This window comes from Marinobacterium alkalitolerans (assembly GCF_017776525.1).
GTDB lineage: Bacteria > Pseudomonadota > Gammaproteobacteria > Pseudomonadales > Balneatricaceae > Marinobacterium > Marinobacterium alkalitolerans.
The window spans coordinates 51,757-69,515 of sequence record NZ_JACVEW010000018.1 but is presented as its reverse complement, the minus strand read 5'-3'; the positions used below and the strand labels follow the sequence as shown (position 1 = coordinate 69,515).

The 17,759-nt window shown below is 58.3% G+C and carries 17 protein-coding genes; 5 read left to right on the top strand and 12 right to left on the bottom strand.

Translation table 11 applies throughout. The features are described from left to right. Positions 1 to 309: 309 nt before the first annotated feature. From tatC to H9C73_RS12050, 9 genes are all read right to left on the bottom strand, one after another. Entirely contained in the window at positions 310 to 1,101 is a 792-nt protein-coding gene (gene tatC / locus H9C73_RS12090) for a twin-arginine translocase subunit TatC (RefSeq protein WP_209288084.1), read from the bottom strand. Further along, the gene (tatB, locus tag H9C73_RS12085; protein ID WP_209288083.1) at positions 1,098 to 1,445 is read right to left on the bottom strand and encodes a Sec-independent protein translocase protein TatB; all 348 of its coding nucleotides are present in this window, start codon (positions 1,443 to 1,445) and stop codon (positions 1,098 to 1,100) included. Before tatB ends, tatC begins: the two co-directional genes overlap by 4 nt. An 11-nt stretch (positions 1,446 to 1,456) precedes the next feature. Beyond that, a complete protein-coding gene (gene tatA, locus H9C73_RS12080; protein ID WP_209288082.1) occupies positions 1,457 to 1,708 on the bottom strand; it encodes a Sec-independent protein translocase subunit TatA in 252 nt (83 codons plus the stop codon). A gap of 104 nt (positions 1,709 to 1,812) precedes the next feature. Beyond that, a complete protein-coding gene (locus H9C73_RS12075; protein WP_209288081.1) occupies positions 1,813 to 2,142 on the bottom strand; it encodes a phosphoribosyl-ATP diphosphatase in 330 nt (109 codons plus the stop codon). Positions 2,143 to 2,145: 3 nt separating this feature from the next. Beyond that, positions 2,146 to 2,544: a phosphoribosyl-AMP cyclohydrolase gene (hisI, locus tag H9C73_RS12070; protein WP_209288080.1), complete on the bottom strand. Its 399-nt coding sequence runs from the start codon at positions 2,542 to 2,544 to the stop codon at positions 2,146 to 2,148. Positions 2,545 to 2,611: 67 nt separating this feature from the next. Further along, entirely contained in the window at positions 2,612 to 4,243 is a 1,632-nt protein-coding gene (gene ubiB / locus H9C73_RS12065; RefSeq protein WP_209288079.1) for a ubiquinone biosynthesis regulatory protein kinase UbiB, read from the bottom strand. A gap of 39 nt (positions 4,244 to 4,282) precedes the next feature. Continuing rightward, the gene (locus H9C73_RS16370; RefSeq protein ID WP_209288078.1) at positions 4,283 to 5,848 is read right to left on the bottom strand and encodes a diguanylate cyclase; all 1,566 of its coding nucleotides are present in this window, start codon (positions 5,846 to 5,848) and stop codon (positions 4,283 to 4,285) included. Positions 5,849 to 5,968: 120 nt separating this feature from the next. Then, positions 5,969 to 6,595, bottom strand: a complete 627-nt coding sequence (locus H9C73_RS12055; protein WP_209288077.1) for a thiol:disulfide interchange protein DsbA/DsbL — start codon at positions 6,593 to 6,595, stop codon at positions 5,969 to 5,971. A 138-nt stretch (positions 6,596 to 6,733) separates the two neighbouring features. Next, positions 6,734 to 7,336, bottom strand: a complete 603-nt coding sequence (locus tag H9C73_RS12050; RefSeq protein ID WP_209288076.1) for a c-type cytochrome — start codon at positions 7,334 to 7,336, stop codon at positions 6,734 to 6,736. 200 nt (positions 7,337 to 7,536) lie between these two features. Between H9C73_RS12050 and yihA the strand changes: the two genes are divergently transcribed. Next, positions 7,537 to 8,184 (top strand): ribosome biogenesis GTP-binding protein YihA/YsxC, encoded by a 648-nt coding sequence (gene yihA, locus H9C73_RS12045; protein WP_209288075.1) that lies wholly within the window; start codon positions 7,537 to 7,539, stop codon positions 8,182 to 8,184. Between the two features lie 163 nt (positions 8,185 to 8,347). Here the strand turns inward: yihA and polA are convergent, their stop codons facing one another. Continuing rightward, entirely contained in the window at positions 8,348 to 11,092 is a 2,745-nt protein-coding gene (gene polA / locus H9C73_RS12040) for a DNA polymerase I (RefSeq protein ID WP_209288074.1), read from the bottom strand. 99 nt (positions 11,093 to 11,191) lie between these two features. Between polA and H9C73_RS12035 the strand changes: the two genes are divergently transcribed. The 3 genes from H9C73_RS12035 to uvrD all read left to right on the top strand — a co-directional run bounded on the left by H9C73_RS12035 (position 11,192) and on the right by uvrD (position 14,788). Beyond that, entirely contained in the window at positions 11,192 to 11,473 is a 282-nt protein-coding gene (locus tag H9C73_RS12035) for a DUF2782 domain-containing protein (protein WP_209288073.1), read from the top strand. Between the two features lie 6 nt (positions 11,474 to 11,479). Continuing rightward, positions 11,480 to 12,463, top strand: a complete 984-nt coding sequence (locus H9C73_RS12030; protein WP_209288072.1) for a homoserine kinase — start codon at positions 11,480 to 11,482, stop codon at positions 12,461 to 12,463. Positions 12,464 to 12,577: 114 nt separating this feature from the next. Continuing rightward, positions 12,578 to 14,788 carry a DNA helicase II gene (gene uvrD / locus H9C73_RS12025; RefSeq protein ID WP_209288071.1) on the top strand — a complete coding sequence of 737 codons (2,211 nt, stop codon included), beginning with the start codon at positions 12,578 to 12,580 and terminating at the stop codon, positions 14,786 to 14,788. Positions 14,789 to 14,791: 3 nt separating this feature from the next. On the opposite strand, the gene H9C73_RS12020 is transcribed toward uvrD, so the two are convergent. Together H9C73_RS12020 and H9C73_RS12015 are read right to left on the bottom strand one after the other, a co-directional pair. Further along, the gene (locus H9C73_RS12020) at positions 14,792 to 15,553 is read right to left on the bottom strand and encodes a sulfite exporter TauE/SafE family protein (protein ID WP_209288070.1); all 762 of its coding nucleotides are present in this window, start codon (positions 15,551 to 15,553) and stop codon (positions 14,792 to 14,794) included. Next, positions 15,553 to 16,800, bottom strand: a complete 1,248-nt coding sequence (locus tag H9C73_RS12015; protein ID WP_328797976.1) for an EAL and HDOD domain-containing protein — start codon at positions 16,798 to 16,800, stop codon at positions 15,553 to 15,555. The genes H9C73_RS12020 and H9C73_RS12015 overlap by 1 nt, the downstream gene beginning before the upstream one ends. Before the next feature lie 141 nt (positions 16,801 to 16,941). Here H9C73_RS12015 and H9C73_RS12010 point away from each other — a divergent pair, with 141 nt between their 5' ends. After that, positions 16,942 to 17,733 carry a TIGR00266 family protein gene (locus H9C73_RS12010; RefSeq protein ID WP_209288069.1) on the top strand — a complete coding sequence of 264 codons (792 nt, stop codon included), beginning with the start codon at positions 16,942 to 16,944 and terminating at the stop codon, positions 17,731 to 17,733. Positions 17,734 to 17,759: the final 26 nt, after the last annotated feature.

The following is a 17,759-nucleotide window of genomic DNA, read 5'->3' as shown; positions in this document are numbered from 1 at the left end:
TCAGTGTCAACCGTTTTTTTCGTCTTTTTCGATCTCGCTGCGAGCAGCGCATCGAACGAACCGGTTGTCACTCAAGTGACACCCTGACATAAAAAGCATCGCTTCTTCAATGGGTTATCACTTGCTCGCTGGTGCTGCTCAGTGTTCCGTGAACCCTGTCGCCCCAAGCGAGGACGCGAATTCTACAGACCCCAGCCGGGGTGTCAACGCTTTTTGGTAAAAAAGTTACAAAGTCATTAAATGGCCGCCTTACACATAAAAAAGGCACCCGTTCAGGGTGCCCTTTTTCATGCTTACAACATGACAGTTTTAGTGCCTGTTTTCCTGCTCTTCATTAATGGCTTCATCCAGCTCATCATCAAGCGCCTCATCCTGATGCGGTTTGATCAGCACACGCCCCAGCAGGATACCGAGTTCGAACAGCAGCCACATGGGAACGGCCAACAGGCTCTGGGAGATAATGTCGGGCGGTGTCAGCAGCATGCCCAGTACAAAGCACCCCACGATGACATAGGCACGCTTGGATTTAAGGCCTTCTACACTCACCGCTCCTGACCAGAGCAGCAGCAGCGTCGCAACCGGAATCTCAAACACCACCCCAAAGGCAAAGAAGAGCTTGAGCACAAAGTTCAGGTAGCTGCTGATATCTGTCATCACCGCAATGTTCTCTGGCCCCACACTGGTGAAGAAACTGAATATCAGCGGGAAGACGACAAAGTACGCAAAGGCCACGCCCAGATAGAACAGCAGAATGCTGGAGACCAGCAACGGAATGGCCAACCGTTTTTCATGCTTATACAGACCAGGTGCGATAAAGCTCCATGCCTGGTGCAGCAGGAAAGGCATAGCAGCAAATGCGGATACGACCAGGGTCAGCTTAAAGGGCGCGAAGAAAGGTGAGGTGACATCGGTCGCGATCATACTGGTGCCTTCCGGCAGCAGTGCGGTCAACGGCGCCGACAACCAGGTGTAAAGGTCGTTGGCAAAGTAGAACAGGCACAGGAAGATAATCAGTATCGCCAGCACACTGTACAGCAGCCTCTGACGCAGCTCGACCAGGTGAGCAATCAAGGGCTGTTCATGGTCCTGGTATTCACTCATCGAGACTTACCGTCCTGTGGATCTTTTTCTGCATTATCGGACGAGCTGGACTCGGAAGACGGGTCGGCCTTGGGCTCTTCGCGCGTAGCAAAGGGCTGCTCAAACGGCTGGCGCATTTCATCCAGCTCTTTATCGAGCTGCTCTTTCTGAATGGCGCTGGTGCGTTTCAGCTCTTCCACTCTGAGTTCTTCTCGAATCTCGGACTGGATGGATGACAGGGAACGGCGCACACGCCCCAGCCAGAGGCCACAGGTGCGGGCGGCCGCAGGGAGTCGCTCGGGGCCCAGCACAAGCAGTGCAACCACCCCAACGACCAGCAGCTCAAAGAAACCGATATCAAACATCGGAAGACGGCTTACTTATCAGACTTGGTGTCAGATTTGGTTGCCGTGGTATCACTATCACGAAACTGAGCATCATCTTCAGATGAAATCTTTTTCTGCTCATCCGACTTGGACTCTGCTTCGTCTTCATTGACGGCTTTCTTGAAGCTCTTCAATGCGCCTCCCAGGTCACCGCCAATGTTACGGAGCTTTTTCGTTCCGAACAGCAGGATGATGATGACCAGGACAATCAACAACTGCCAGATACTGATTCCACCGAGCATGAAGCCTCTCCCAGAAAAAATAAAAGCGTAACTGTTTAAGTATGCAGGTTATTTGTTTTATACGCTATTTGCGTGACTTACTCACCCCCAAGGGGCATTTTCTGTCACGACTGACGTGATGCTTTTTCGTCCAGCCCGGACAGGTCGAAGCGGCGAGCCAGCTCTGCCAGCACCGCTTCATGACTTTCTCCCAGGTGAGACAGCATGACCAGCGAGTGAAACCAGAGGTCCGCCGTCTCGTAGATCAGGTCGCTGTTGTCACCACTTGCGGCCGCATCCTTGGCAGCCAGCAAGGTCTCAACGCTCTCCTCACCCACCTTTTCCAGAATCTTGTTCAAGCCCTTTGCATGCAGAGAGGCAACATACGAGCTATCCGGGCTTGCCTGTTTGCGGGCTTCCAGGACTTCAGCGAGGCGATCCAGTACATCACTCATGATTCAGGCCTTTGTTGCGTAGATCTGTTTCGGGTCACGCTGCACGTCATCCACCGCTTCCCACTCATGCTGTTCGTTCAAAACACGGTAGAAGCAGCTTTCACGTCCGGTATGGCAGGCAATGCCCCCCAGCTGCTCAACACTGAGCAGGATGACATCGGCATCACAGTCGAGGCGGATTTCATGCAACTTCTGCACATGGCCTGACTCTTCACCCTTGCGCCAGAGCCGGTTACGGGAACGCGACCAATAGATGCCGCGGCCTTCCTCAACCGTTAACCGCAGGGCTTCTTCATTCATCCAGGCAACCATCAGGATACGACCGGTTTTATGGTCCTGAGCGATGGCCGGTACCAGCCCCTTTTCATCCCACTTAACCTGTTCGATCCACTGCTCAGACATGTCGCACCTGCCGTTTTTTATCTATCAAGGAGGCGAAGCATAACCGATCACCCCCAGCTCGACCAGTTCAGGCTCGCCAGAGCAGAACCCAGCCCAGCACGCCTGCTGCCATCGCCGCGACAGGAAGGTCGGCAGCGGACTGCAGCCAGGCAGGGTTGCTGACAACTGCCGCAGAGGCCAGCAAGGTTGCCCCCGCCAGGCCCAGCCGGCGCGTGCGCCGCCGTTCTGCTGCCACCTCCTTCGCCAGTGCCCGCTGGGACTGAGCATCGGTCGCGGAATGCAGTTTCATTTGCTCGAGACTGTCATACACCATCTGCGGCAGGTGCGGCAGCTTTTCGAGCCACTCGGGCGCCTGCTCCTTGACGTTGCGGTAGACCGCTTTGACACCCATTCGCTCCTGCATCCAGTTTTCCAGAAAGGGTTTGGCGGTTTGCCAAAGGTCCAGATCCGGGTACAGCTGACGCCCCAGCCCTTCAATGTTCAACAAGGTCTTCTGCAGCAGCACCAGCTGGGGCTGCACTTCCATGTTGAAGCGCCGGGCGGTCTGAAACAGTCCAAGCAGCACCATACCGAAGGAGATATCCTTCAGAGGCTTCTCAAAGATGGGCTCACACACGCTGCGGATCGCCGTTTCAAACGCGTGCACATTGGTGTCTCTGGGTACCCAGCCGGAGTCTATGTGCAGCTGGGCCACCTGGCGGTAATCACGCTTGAAAAACGCCAGAATGTTGCGGGCCAGATAACTCTGATCTTCAGCGTTGAGGGAACCGATGATGCCGAAGTCCACCGCAATGTACTGAGGATCAGACGGGTTGTCCCGCGACACAAAAATGTTGCCGGGGTGCATGTCGGCATGGAAAAAGCTGTCACGAAAGACCTGGGTAAAGAAAATTTCCACGCCGCGCTCGGCCAGTCGCTTCATATCCGTCCCCTGAGCGTGCAGCTGTGCCACATCCGCCACGGGTATGCCCTGAATACGCTCCATGACCAGTACGTTCTGACGCGTGTAGTCCCAGAATATTTCGGGGACATAGAGGATCCTGGAGCCGTCAAAATTGCGCCGGAGCTGTGACCCGTTGGCGGCCTCCTTACGCAGATCCAGCTCGTCAAAAATGGTCTGCTCGTATTCGGCGACCACCTCCACCGGCCTCAGTCGACGCCCCTCTACCCAGAGGCGCTGAACCATGCGCGCCAGCACGTACAGCAGGGACACATCCTGGCGAATGACACGACCGATACCGGGACGAATCACCTTGACCACGACCGCGCGTCCATCCATCAGGGTGGCCGCATGCACCTGCGCCACAGATGCCGAAGCCATGGGGTCCGGCTCAAAGTGAGCAAAGATCTCGCTCAAGGGGTGCTTGAGCTCGCGCTCCACGATCTGGCGCGCCTTTTCACCCGCGAACGGCGGCACACGATCCTGCAGCCGGGCCAGTTCAACGGCCAGATCATCCGGTAACAGGTCACGGCGTGTGGAGAGCATCTGACCGAACTTGATGAAGACCGGCCCCAGCGCCTCGAGCGCCAGCCGCAAACGCCGGGCCTGGGAGTGTCGAGCCGGGATGAGATAACGCCAGGGCATCAGCCAGCACAGGGCACGCACATACCAGGGCAAAACCGGCTGATTGAAAAAGGTGTCGAGACGATAGTAGGCAAAGATCCAGGCGATCTTCAGCGAGCGGATCAGTGTTCGCACGGCGCGGTACATCCTGTCATGTCACAAGGGGCAACCATTCTAGCCTTTTCCGGCCCCTTGTGTCTGGTTCCGGCCCTGTTGCTTGGCAAGATAAAGCGCCTGGTCGGCGCGGGTAAACAGACCTTCGGGGTCATCCCCCTGGTGCACCTCGGCCACACCAAAGGAGAGGGTCACTTCTACCCGTTCGCCCTTGAAGTTGAAGGGACTGTCGGCGATGGCCGTACGCAGTTTTTCCGTTGCCTGATACGCCTCCTGCGCGCCCGTAGACGGGAACAGAATGACGAACTCTTCGCCTCCGTAACGGGCAATGAAATCGGTCGAGCGCAGGTTGTGCTTCAACACCTTGGCTACCAGACGCAAGACGCGGTCACCCGCCAGATGCCCCAGCTGGTCATTGATACGCTTGAAGAAATCGATATCCCCGACGGCCAGCGAGAAGCCGGTACCATAACGTTCCCAGCGGTCGTACTCGGAGTTCAGATGCTGGTCATACGCGGTACGGTTGGGCAGCCCCGTCAGCGGGTCAGTGCGAGCACGCAGCTGTTCTTCCTGCATGCGTGCTTTCACCTTGCTGGTTTCCAGCTCCATCTGCTCAACCTTGTGCAGCAGGTCGTCATAACGACGGTTCAGGCGGCTTTCACGCTCCTGTTCCTGCTGCCGATAGCTGTCCATGGCACGCACGATGGAGGCAAGCTGCTGGGACACACTCTGCTTGAGCGTATCCAGATCTTCCGATTCCTTGACGCTGCGATGAATATTGCGGACATCACGGCGAACCTGTCGGTCCAGCTGATGGTGCGTCTGCACCGCCGACATTTCGTCGGAGCGGCTCTCTTCAAGAAACTGCTGCACGAAGGTGAGCTGTGAGTTCAGTGTCAGCAGGTAGTTTTCAAAATCTTCCTGGGTATTCCCGTTGGCCAGTCGCACCAGCTCGACCAGCGACGACATCAGCTCCGGCAGGCGCTCAAGATGCAGGCCCTCTTCGAGCTCAATGACCAGCGCTCGGGCACGCTCTACGCCTTCCGCAGGAACGGGCAAGAGCTCCAGTATCTGCAGCAGCTCGCTGGCCACGGCTGCGCGCAGCATTTCGATATCACGATCGTGATCGGAGTTCAGCTCGAAATCCTGGTCGGTCTTCGGCTGGGCCGGTGCGTTCAGCATGCTGCCCTGAATTTCGACCAGTTCGCTGATCAGCTCGGACAGGGAGTACAGATGTTCGGCTGCCTGAGGCACACGATCATCGATACTGGTGATCAGGTTGGAAACGGAAGGAGCCGGGTTGGCGCGCAGCAGTTGCTGCGTCCAGCGGTGCAGAATGCGAGCAAGCAGTTCACGGCTGTGCTGGCGTTCCATATCCAGCTGCCCGACCTCTTTTTTAATCTGGCGGACAATAGAAGGGACCTGGTTCTGGTCCTGCTGCTTGAGTGCCGAACCCAGCTTCTGCAGATCAGCATCCAGTGAAGACGATGTGCCTTCAAGCCCAAGCGACAAGTACTCAATCAACGACGCCAGCTGTTCCTGATAACGGACATCGCCCTGCTGACGCTGTTCCATCTCACGCGTCAGCTCCGTGTATTTTCGCTTCCAGTTTTCCTGGTCTGCCACCACGGGTCCCCTTTTAACCGTGCCTAACATTTCCGGTATTTAAGCATATTCGCTTGTGCCGGCAATTGGAAACGAAAACCGCCGTAAACGGCGGTTTCGGAACTCAGATCAATGCTGCGTTTATTGCGCGGCACGCTCTTTTTCAACCAGGTAGTCGACCACGTCCAGCATCTGCTTGTGTCCACCGGCTGACTGGGCCGTCACGCGGTATTTGCCGTTAACAACCATGGCCGGTACGCCGGTCACTTCGTAGCCGCGCAGCTTGGCCTCACCCTGCTTGAGCTTCATGTTAACCGCAAAGGAGTCATACAGCTTCTTGAACTTGTCTTCCGGCAGTCCGAAATCGGCATAAAAGCCGGCCAGATCATCCTCGCCGCGGAAGCGCTTGCGCTGCAGATGAATGGCATCAAACATCGCCTGGTGTGTGTCCTCAACCTTATCGGACAACTCCGCTACATAGTAGGCACGCGCCAGCGGCTCCCAGCTACGGCCAAACACGACCGGCAGCCCGACAAAGCTGACATCCTCAGGCTGTGCCTTGCGCCAATTCGAGAGCAGCGGCTCAAACGAGTTGCAGTGAGGACACAGATAGCCAAAGGCTTCCGTTACTTCGATGGTCTCTTCAGACTGGGTCTTGACCGGGAACGGCAGTTCAAAATAGTGCACATTGGCACGGTACTCTTCTGCCTGAGCAGTGACTGACGCCAGCAGGGCCAGACTCAGGGCCGCAAACCATTTCTTCAACATAGGTGCTTCCTTATGGGTTGATGCTTTGTCGCGAATAGACCGCCATCAGGCCCGGTTAGTTCATTATGATCATCGCCGGGAGCAGAGACAAAAAAGGCAGCCGAAGCTGCCCTTTTCATCACAGATGACGATCGCGGATCAGTGCAGACCCTGCACGTACTGGGATACCGCCTTCATCTCCTGCGCGCTCATCTTGGATGCGATATCACGCATCATGCTCGCCGGATCGTTTTCACGCTCACCCTTGGCGAACTTGTTCAGAGTCGACTCGACGTACTGGGCGTGCTGGCCGCTCAGTTTCGGGTAAGCCGCGCTGTCGATGCCATTGCCGGTCGGGCCGTGACAAGCGGTACAGGCAGCAACACCTTTCTCGGCAACCCCTGCACGCCAGATTTTCTGGCCCAGCTCGATCTGATCTTCAGCCGCCTGACCCAGCTGCGTTTTCTTGCTGGCGAAGAACGCGGCGATATCCGCCAGGTCCTGCTCGCTCATGTTGTTCAGCATGCCGGTCATTTCGGGCACGACTCGCGCACCGCTCTTGATATCATTCAGCTGTTTCAGCAGGTATTTTTCACCCTGTCCAGCCAGTTTCGGGAAGTTACCGACAACACTGTTGCCATCCGCGCTGTGGCAAGCTGCACATGTGGCAGTCTTGGCCTGGCCTGCAGCCGCATCACCTGCCGCGTGAGCGACGCCGGTGAGGCCGATGCTTACCAATAAGCTGATCAGTAGTTTGTTCATTGACTAACCCAGACTCTTGCTTGACGAAATGTGTATATATTCCGGCGGGTTGGGCATCAACGCAACCGGAACGGCCAATTTCCACTATTACCCTGACTGGAGACAGACTCGGTTCGCGGGTAAAATTGGCGGCATTATAAACCAATATCCCCACAAACTGGAACGGATATGTTCAGTTTGTGTCCACCGAGTCCTGCATCATGTCAATGTCAGAGCCTGTCATCCATTACAATCTTGCCCGCTTTGAAATCAGTGCTTCGCGCCTGGATCAGTGCCCACCCGATGAAGGCGCCGAAGTGGCCTTTGCCGGTCGCTCCAATGCGGGCAAGTCAAGCGCCATCAACGCATTGACCCAGCAGAATAGCCTGGCGCGCACCTCCAAAACCCCCGGTCGCACCCAGTTGATCAACTTCTTCAGCCTCAATGTGGAAGGTCTGAAGATTGTCGACCTGCCGGGCTATGGCTACGCCAAAGTGCCAATCGCCATGAAACAGCACTGGCAGCGTCACCTGGACGCCTACCTGCAGCACAGGGAAAGCCTGCGCGGAGTGGTGCTGGTGATGGACGTGCGCCATCCGATGAAAGAATTCGACCAGATGATGGTGGACTGGTGTGAAGCCACGGGCATTCCTCTGCACGTGCTGCTGACCAAGGCCGACAAGCTCAAGCGCGGCCCGGCGCAGAATACCCTGCTGCAGGTGAAGAAAACCCTGAAAGAGCGATTGGGCGACAATGTGAGTGTGCAAACCTTCTCGGCGCTCAAGGGAACAGGCGTCGATCAGCTGCGCCAGCGTCTGAACACCTGGCTGCTGGCCGACGTTGAGTCAGCTGAAGCGGAGCTGGACTGACACCATAAGAAAACCCCGGCTGGAGAAGGGGAAACCCTGGCCGGGGCAAGATGTCATGACAGATGAGCCATCGTCCACGCTGGCACGACAATGGACTTTTTATGGATGGCTCATCTCTTGAGACAGGCAAATCGGGAAAAGTTCACAACTGATCAAAAAAAGATCAGTGCGCCTGTTCCCAGTTATCCCCGACTCCTGCATCTACCAGCAAAGGCACGGCCAGCTCGGCCGCATTCTCCATCAACGGCTTGAGCTGCTCACAGAAGTTATCCACTTCCGTCTCGCGCACTTCGAAAATCAGTTCATCGTGGACCTGCATGATCATGCGGGCATCCATCTCGCCCTGCTCCAGCCAGTTATCCACGGCAATCATGGCCCACTTGATGATATCCGCAGCGGTCCCCTGCATGGGCGCGTTAATGGCCGTACGCTCGGCGGCCTGACGCTTCATGGGATTACGGTTGTTGATATCCGGCAGATAGAGGCGGCGTCCAAACAGGGTTTCGACATACCCCTGATCCCGTGCCTGCGCACGCGTCTCATCCATGTAGCGCTGCACCCCCGGGTAGGTGGCGAAGTAGTGGTCGATATAGGTGCCCGCTTCCTTGTTGCCGATGCCCAGCTGCTTGGCCAGACCAAAGGCCGACATGCCGTAGATCAGGCCAAAGTTGATAGCCTTGGCACTGCGGCGCTGGTCAGAGGTAACCTTATCCACACTGGTGCTAAACACCTCGGCCGCCGTTGCCTTGTGGATATCTTCGCCGTGACGGAAGGCATTCAACAGCCCCTCATCGCCCGACAGGTGCGCCATGATGCGCAGCTCGATCTGTGAATAATCTGCCGCGACGATCTTGTAACCCTTCGGCGCGATAAAGGCATTGCGAATGCGTCGTCCTTCCGGGGTGCGCACCGGTATGTTCTGCAGGTTGGGTTCGGACGACGACAGGCGGCCCGTGGCGGTCACCGCCTGATGATAGGAGGTGTGAATACGACCCGTCTTCGGATTGATCATCTGAGGCAGCTTGTCGGTATAGGTGCTCTTGAGCTTGCTCAGGCCACGCTGCTCAATCAGCAGCTTGGGCAGCGGGTAATCCAGCGCCAGCTCCTGCAAGACCTCTTCAGCAGTGGACGGTGCTCCCTTGGGCGTTTTCTTCTTCACCGGCAGGCCCATCTTGTCGAACAGGATCGCCTGCAGCTGCTTGGTCGAGTTGAGGTTGAACTCCTCTCCGGCCAACTCAAACGCCTCACGCTGAATTTCCCCCAGACGCTGCTCCAGCTCCCGACTTTGCTTACCCAGAATGCCGGCATCAATCAGGGCCCCGCGGTACTCCATGCGTGACAACACCGGAATCAGCGGGCGCTCAATCTGCTCAAAGACCTTCAACAGCTCACCTTCGGCGGCCAGCTGCGGCTGTAGCTTCTGGTGCAGGCGCAAGGTGATATCGGCATCTTCGGCAGCGTAAGGCGCGGCCTGTTCCAGCTCAATCTGGTTGAAGGTGAGCTGCTTCTTGCCCTTGCCGGCAATGGCCTCAAAACTGGTGGTGGTCACACCGAGATGCCGATCCGCCAGCGTATCCATATCGTGACGGCTGGCCGTGGAGTTGAGCACATAGGACTCCAGCATGGTGTCGGCCCCGATGCCCTGCAGCTCAATGCCGTAGTGACGCAGCACGTTCATGTCATACTTGATGTGCTGACCGATCTTCTTCAGCGCCGGATCTTCCAGCAGTGGCTTCAACTGTGCCAGCACCGCATCACGATTCAGCTGCTCGGGCGCGCCCATGTAATCATGCGCCAGCGGCACATAGGCAGCCTTGCCTGGTTCAACCGAGAAGGAAACCCCTACCAGCTGCGCCTCCATGTAATTGAGGCTGGTGGTTTCGGTGTCGAAGGCAAACTCGCCGGCGGCCTTGAGCCGGTCCAGCCAGGCATCGAGCGCCGCCTGCGTCAGCACGGTGTCATATTCGGTCTCGATGGCATCCTCTGTCGCCACCGGTTCGTCAGCACCCAGCTCTTCGGCATCGCCCGCTTCCAGTTCGCGCACCCAGCTTTTGAATTCAAACTGCTTGAACAGCTCCAGCAGCTGGTCCGGCTCAGGCTCGGGCAGGGTGATATCGTGCAGTGAAATATGCAGCGGCACATCCGTTTTGATCGTGGCCAGCAGATAGGAAAGCTCGGCCGCTTCCCGGTGCTCCTCCAGTTTTTTCGGCATCGACTTGGCACCGCGGAAACCCAGCGCGGGGATTTTCTCAAGATTTTCGTACAGGTCGCTGATACCACCGACACCCTGCAGCAACGCCAGTGCGGTCTTTTCACCCACGCCGGGTACGCCCGGAATGTTGTCGACCTTGTCACCCTGCAGAGCCAGCAGATCGATCACCAGACGCGGCGGCACGCCAAACTTCTCTTCAACCCCGGCCACATCCATTTTGGTGTCGTTCATGGTGTTGATCAGGGTGACATGTTCATCCACCAGCTGGGCCATGTCCTTGTCACCAGTGGAAATGACCACCGGACGGCCGGACTCACTGGCCTGACGCGCCAGCGTTCCGATCACATCATCGGCTTCAACACCCTCTTCCACGAACAGGGGAAGCCCCATGGCGCGAATAATGGCGTGAATCGGCTCCACCTGAGTGCGCAGATCATCCGGCATGGGCGGACGGTGTGACTTATACTCAGCATAGATCTCGTCACGAAAGGTCTTGCCCTTGGCGTCGAAGATAACGGCCACGGGGCTGTCGGGATAATCCTTGAGCAGGCGTTTGAGCATGGATGTCACCACGCGGATCGCCCCCGTCGGGGTACCATCGGCAGTGCGCAGATCCGCTTGCTGAGACGCAAAAAAGGCGCGGTAAAGGTAGGAGGAGCCATCCACCAGAATGACCGGGGCGTGCTGTTCGCTCATGGGAGTATCCATATATCTGTTTCGAGGGGTTGTTCGTGCCTGCGACAAGGCCCACAATCATAGACAATTCGACCCCGAGTAACCAATTGGGACGCAACCATGCTGAAAAAATTGACGCTGGCGACCTTGCTGGCACTGTCGCCTCTGGCGCAGGCGGAAGTGGTAGACGACCCGGCCATGACCGAGCCGGAAATCACCATTACCCACGATGGTGACAACACCTACTACGAGTACACCGTCAACGGTCAGCTCAAGGAGATCAAGGTGGTACCCAAGGGCGGCAAGCCCTACTATCTGGTACCGGCTCAGGGCTCCCAAAAACTGATTCGCGTGGAGGAATCACAGCTGCTGATTCCGAAATGGGTCATCTTTCGCTGGTAACCGACATTGGCCGTATACACCCCTATTACCCGCCCCCAGCTTGAAGCCCTGCTCGACGATTACGCAATCGGGCAGCTGGTTGATTTCACCGGTATCGAAGGCGGCATTGAGAACTCCAACTTCTTTGTCACGCTGGAACAGGATGGGCAGTCGATCGACTATGTCCTGACCCTGTTTGAAGAACTCAGCTACGAGGAGATGCCCTTCTTCGTCGAACTGGGCCAGTGGCTGCAGGCCAGACAGGTGCCTGTCCCTTACGCCATCAAGGACCGCAACGGCATCGCCCTGAAGCAGCTGTGTGGCAAGCCCGCCTTTTTTCAGCCGCGCTTTCATGGCCACCATGTCTCACGCGATGCGATTTCGCCCGAGCACTGTGCCGAGATCGGCGCCGCACTGGCCCGCTTTCACCTGGCCGGCGAGGAGTTCTACCTGCGCCGTCAGGCACAGCGTGGCGTATTCTGGTGGCGCCGCGAAAGTCAGGCGATCCGCCACCTGCTGAAGCCGGAAGACGCCGAGCTGCTGCAGCAGGAAGTCGCTCTGTTCGATGAGCTGCGTGACAAGCCGTTCGGGCTGCCGCTGGGCACCATCCACGGCGACCTGTTTCACGACAACGCTCTGTTTGTGGATAACCGTCTGGAAGCCATTCTGGATATCTACAACGCCGCCACCGCGTTCCTGCTGTTTGATCTGGCCATCGTTGCCAACGACTGGTGTACCGACGATCAGGGCCGCATCGACCCGACTCGGGAACAGGCACTCACGCGGGCCTACGCCAGCGTGCGCGCCTTCAGTGATGAGGAAGCCGCAGCCTGGCCCACTCTGACCCGCACCGCCGCCATGCGTTTCTGGCTGTCCCGGCTGATCCCCTGGCTGGGGATCGAGCAGGCATCCCGTCAGGGTGCCGAGATGCGCCTGAAAGACCCGGACGAGTTCCGGCGCATTCTGCTGCAGCGCATCGAACAGCCCGCCAATCTGACCGGCACCAGCTGACGTAAGCCCCTGTCCGGGCGGCCGAGGTTCAGACTCGGTGGCCCGGGCTGGTATACTGGCCGCTTTCCCGCTCGCGATTCACGTTTCAACTCAGGTTCCAATTCGGCAGGGCTCATGGACGTTACACATATCATCGACTCGCTCAACGACGCCCAGCGGCAGGCAGTTACCGCTGATCTGAAAAACCTGCTGGTACTGGCAGGTGCCGGCTCCGGCAAGACCCGCGTACTGGTTCACCGCATCGCCTGGCTGATCGAGACCGAAGGCCTGTCGCCCTATTCCATCATGGCGGTCACCTTTACCAACAAGGCCGCACGTGAGATGCGCGGGCGTATCGAGCACCTGCTGGGGATCAACACGCACGGGATGTGGGTCGGCACCTTCCACGGTCTGGCGCACCGACTGCTGCGCGCCCACTGGCGTGATGCCGGGCTGCGCGACAACTTTCAGATCATGGACAGCGACGACCAGCTGCGCCTGCTGAAGCGGTTGTGCAAGGAGATGAACCTGGACGACAGCCGCTGGCCGGCACGCCAGTTCCAGTGGTTCATCAACGCACAGAAAGACGAAGGCCTGCGCAGCGCCCATATCGAGCGCACCGGCGACCCCTACCAGACCATGATGATTCGGGTGTACGAAGCCTACGAAGATGCCTGCGAGCGGGGCGGCATGATCGACTTCGGCGAACTGCTGCTGCGTGCGCTGGAGCTGCTGCGCGACCGCGCCCCTCAGCTGTTGAAGCATTACCGCGAACGCTTCCGCTACGTGCTGGTAGACGAGTTCCAGGACACCAACGCCATTCAGTACGCCTGGCTGCGTCTCCTGTGTGAGGGTGAGGACAAACTGATGGCGGTGGGCGATGACGACCAGTCGATCTACGGCTGGCGCGGGGCTCGCATCGAGAATATTCAGCATCTGGAAGAGCACTTCCCCGGCACCGAAACCATCCGTCTGGAGCAGAACTACCGTTCCACCGGCACCATTCTGCAGGCCGCCAACGCGGTGATTCAGAACAACTTCGGCCGTCTGGGCAAACAGCTCTGGACCGAACTGGGGGACGGCGAGCCGATCTCCCTCTACAGCGCCTTCAACGAGCAGGACGAAGCCCGCTTTATCGTCGACCAGATCCAGAAGTGGGTCGATGACGGCAACCGCCGGGACGAGTCTGCCATTCTGTACCGTTCCAACGCCCAGTCTCGTGTACTGGAGGAAATGCTGATCCGTGCCGGCATGCCCTACCGCATCTATGGTGGTCAGCGCTTCTACGACCGCCTGGAGATCAAGAACGCGCTGGCCTACCTCCGCCTGCTGGCCAACCGCGATGATGACACGGCGATGGAACGGATCATCAACGTGCCCACCCGTGGCATCGGCACCCGCACCATAGAAGCCATTCGCGAGCATGCCCGCAGCGAGAACGTTTCCATGTGGCGTGCCGCCAACGAAATTACCGAGCTGCGTACCCTGCCGGCCCGTGCCAACAATGCGCTGCAGACCTTTATCGACCTGATCAACCGACTGGATGCCGATACCCGCGAGGTGGAGCTGCACGAGCAGACCGAGCACGTGATCGAACATTCGGGGCTGATCCAGCACCACGAAAAAGAGAAGGGCGAGAAAGCCCAGTCGCGCATCGAGAACCTGGAAGAGCTGGTCAACGCTACCCGCCAGTTCATGGGGCAGTGGGAAGAGGACAACGAGGAAGGCTTCAACTCCCCGCTGGCCGCATTTCTCGATCAGGCCGCACTGGATGCCGGCGAGGCACAGGCCGATATCCACACGGACAGCGTCCAGCTGATGACACTGCACTCGGCCAAGGGGCTGGAGTTCCCGCTGGTATTCCTGGCCGGGATGGAGGAAGGCCTGTTCCCGCACAGCATGTCAGTGGAAGAACCGGGCCGCCTCGAGGAGGAGCGCCGTCTGTGCTACGTGGGCCTGACCCGTGCCATGCAGAAGCTGCACCTGACCTATGCCGAATCCCGCCGCCTGCATGGCAAGGAAACCTTCAATCGGGTGTCCCGCTTCGTCAACGAAATCCCCGCCGAACTGGTGGAAGAGGTTCGTCTGAACGCCAGTGTACGCCGCCCCTATGGCGCCCAAAACGACGGCGGCAGCAGCCTGTTTGGTGGCAACTCTTCCCTCTCCAGCGCCGAAGTGCCCAGCACCGACTTGCGTCTGGGACAGGCCGTGATGCATCCGAAGTTTGGTGCCGGCATGGTCACCAACTTTGAAGGCAGCGGCCCCAAGGCACGGGTGCAGGTCAATTTCGAAGAGGTCGGCAGCAAGTGGCTGGTGGTCGGGTTCGCCAACCTGCAGCCGCTCTGAGTTTCACTGCAGCAGGCGGGGCAGCAATGTCTCGCCCGCCTGCCACAGCAGCCGCAGCGCCAGCAGCGTGACGACCAGCCTGAACAGCCGGTTGAACCAGACGGACGAAACCCGGTGCAGCAGGTTCAGGCCGATCCAGGTGCCCAGCATGCCGCTGAGAATCATCGCCGCAATCAACGGCAGCCAGTCGGCGAACGAGAACCCCACAACGGAAAACACCACCCCCTTGAGCAGGTGCTGACCGGTCATGGTGGTGGCAAAGGTCGCTACGGTCTGCATCTTGTCGTGGCTGTGGCGGTGCACAAAAGCCGCAACCAGAGGCCCGGTTGCTCCAACAAACATGGAAAAGAAGGTGGTCACGCCACCGGCCAGCAGCGTTTTAAGGGGTGACAGGCTTTGCGCTGCCGGTTTGGGCCCCCAGATCATCCACAGGATGAAGCTCCCCACCGCCAGCTGAATCAACTCCAGCGGCAGTTGTATCACCAGCAGTGATGCCAGCGCAGCGCCCACTGCTGCACCGATCAGAAAGCGGCGGCTCAACGGCCAGTCGATGTGCTGGCGCGTCATGATGGCCCGGTTGGCATTGGAGCCAAGCTGGACCAGACCATGCACCGGTATAAGCGCAGCGATGGGGACCAGCTGCGCCATGATCACCAGCAGCAGCACACCGCCGCCGATGCCCAGCGTAGCCGTCATCAACGAGGTAACACCTGCGGTCAGCACCAGCCAGGCCGCATCCAGCGGTAACAGCTCCGGCGGCAGCATCAGCCGTTCTGCATCGCCTGCATAATCTGTTGTGCCCAGTTCAGGCTGTGACGATACGCCACCTCGTAGAAAGGACGGTCCAGAGCGCTGCTGAGCTGGTCGAAGTTGCCCCGTTCATAAAATTCGATCTGCTGCAGCATCTCCCCATAGGAGTGCTCCCGACTCAGCAGTGCATCCTTCATCTCCTGCTGCAGCGGCACCTGTGCCATCAGATCATCCATGCTCATGTCCAGCAGCACATCGAGCTGAGACAGCAGCCCGACGATGAAGTGATTGATCGGTTCATCACGCCCCATCATCTCGGCCAGCAGCTCGCAGAAACGTCCTCGCACCAGCATGTTGCGCGTCAGTTCATCCGGCTTGTTGCTGTCACTGCTGGTCAGGAACAGCATCACCCAGCGCTTGATCTGCTCGACCCCAAGCAGGGCAATCGCGTGGGAGAGCGAGCTGATTTCGCGCTGCAGATTAAAGGCCGCCGAATTCACCACGCGCAGAATACGGTAGGTCAGCGCCGGGTCATTCAGGGCAACCTGCTCGATCGACTCGGCCGTTGCGGCCGGGCGCTGAAGCTCCGCCAGCAGCTGCAGCAGCACCACCTTGTTGCCACTGATCTTCTTGCCCTTGACCGGCTCCGGCTTGTTGAGGAAATACCCCATATAGAGCCCGAAGCCCATTTCCAGACAGCGACGAAACTCATCCTGGGTTTCCACCTTGTCTGCCAACAGCTCCAGCTGGTAAGGACGCAGCTTCTGCAACAGCGGCGGGATGTTATCCAGTCCCAGCAGCTGAATATCCAGTTTGAGAATATGCACCACGTTCAGCAGCGGCTCGAACTTGGGGTCGCGCGGGTCGTAGTCAGCCAGCGCCAGACGATACCCCTCACGGGCCAGCCCCTTCACGCGACCGATCAGCTCCGGCGAGATATCCGAGTGACCCAGCAGTTCAAGCACAAAGCTTTCGCGCGGCAGTTCAGGCACGTCGTTATTGAGCAGGAAACTGTCCGTTACTTTCAAAAAGCAGGGTACCGACTTGATCGATCCCTTTTTGAAAATACTGGAATAGGTTCCCATCAACACGCCCAGTGTCGCGTCTTCATCCTTGAGACCTTCCACGAAACGCCCTTCGGAGTCACGGAACAGAAGCTCAAAGGCCACAACATCCTGACTTTTTGTATAGATGGGCTGCCGTGCCATTAAAACTTCGAGCTTGGGCTCCTCAGCCATCATTTTTGCACCGGTCGATGCCACTGATGTCTCCTCGCCTACCTGGTCGGAAAAAACAGAACAATTGTTTCAGTATATCGGCTCTGTTTCGGGTCGAACAGAGTCTTGGCAAGCCAGACCGGCAGGGGCATGATAACGACTAAAAGACTGAACAGAGACAAGACGATGCGCTGCCACGAACTGGACTACGAACTGATCGGCTCCGAGATGCAACTGGTCGAGGTTGAACTGGACCCCAATGAGACCGTCATCGCGGAAGCGGGCGCCATGACCTACATGGAGGAGGAGATCCAATTTGAAACCCGTATGGGCGACGGCTCCGACCCGGACGAAGGACTGATGGGCAAGCTGTTCTCTGCCGGCAAGCGCGTCTTCACCGGTGAGTCCATCTTCACCACCCACTTCACCAACCACGGGCTGGAAAAGCGCCGGGTCGCCTTTGCGGCGCCCTATCCGGGCAATATCGTGCCGCTGAACATGGCCGAGCTGGGCGAGCGTATCATCTGCCAGAAGGATGCCTTCCTGTGTGCGGCATTGGGCACCCGTGTCAGCATCACCTTCAACCGCCGTATCGGTGCCGGCTTCTTCGGCGGCGAAGGCTTCATCCTGCAGAAACTGGAAGGAGATGGCATGGCGTTCATTCAGGCCGGCGGCACGGTGGTCAAAAAAGAGCTCAAGGGTGAGACCCTGCGAGTGGATACCGGCTGCCTGGTCGGCTTTACCGAGGGGATCGACTACGATATCCAGCGCGCTGGCGGGTTGAAGTCGATGGTGTTCGGTGGAGAAGGCCTGTTCCACGCCACGCTGCAGGGCACCGGTACCGTCTGGCTGCAAAGCTTGCCGTTCTCTCGCATGGCTGATCGCATTCTGGCCCACGCGCCCAGCAACGGCGGCAAGGACCAGGGCGAAGGCTCCGTACTCGGCGGTATTGGCCGCATGATAGGTGGGGATCGCTAGACCCCCGTGCTGTACACACGCCACCA

Bases quoted from the DNA above. Each gene is read 5' to 3' on its own strand.
- uvrD (WP_209288071.1), top strand. From the start codon at position 12,578: ATGGACGTTACACATATCATCGACTCGCTCAACGACGCCCAGCGGCAG.
- H9C73_RS12075 (WP_209288081.1), bottom strand. From the start codon at position 2,142: ATGAGTGATGTACTGGATCGCCTCGCTGAAGTCCTGGAAGCCCGCAAA.
- H9C73_RS12035 (WP_209288073.1), top strand. From the start codon at position 11,192: ATGCTGAAAAAATTGACGCTGGCGACCTTGCTGGCACTGTCGCCTCTG.
- H9C73_RS12020 (WP_209288070.1), bottom strand. From the start codon at position 15,553: ATGCTGCCGCCGGAGCTGTTACCGCTGGATGCGGCCTGGCTGGTGCTG.
- yihA (WP_209288075.1), top strand. From the start codon at position 7,537: ATGTCAATGTCAGAGCCTGTCATCCATTACAATCTTGCCCGCTTTGAA.
- hisI (WP_209288080.1), bottom strand. From the start codon at position 2,544: ATGTCTGAGCAGTGGATCGAACAGGTTAAGTGGGATGAAAAGGGGCTG.
- tatC (WP_209288084.1), bottom strand. From the start codon at position 1,101: ATGAGTGAATACCAGGACCATGAACAGCCCTTGATTGCTCACCTGGTC.
- H9C73_RS12050 (WP_209288076.1), bottom strand. From the start codon at position 7,336: ATGAACAAACTACTGATCAGCTTATTGGTAAGCATCGGCCTCACCGGC.
- H9C73_RS12010 (WP_209288069.1), top strand. From the start codon at position 16,942: ATGCGCTGCCACGAACTGGACTACGAACTGATCGGCTCCGAGATGCAA.
- polA (WP_209288074.1), bottom strand. From the start codon at position 11,092: ATGAGCGAACAGCACGCCCCGGTCATTCTGGTGGATGGCTCCTCCTAC.
- tatB (WP_209288083.1), bottom strand. From the start codon at position 1,445: ATGTTTGATATCGGTTTCTTTGAGCTGCTGGTCGTTGGGGTGGTTGCA.
- tatA (WP_209288082.1), bottom strand. From the start codon at position 1,708: ATGCTCGGTGGAATCAGTATCTGGCAGTTGTTGATTGTCCTGGTCATC.
- H9C73_RS12055 (WP_209288077.1), bottom strand. From the start codon at position 6,595: ATGTTGAAGAAATGGTTTGCGGCCCTGAGTCTGGCCCTGCTGGCGTCA.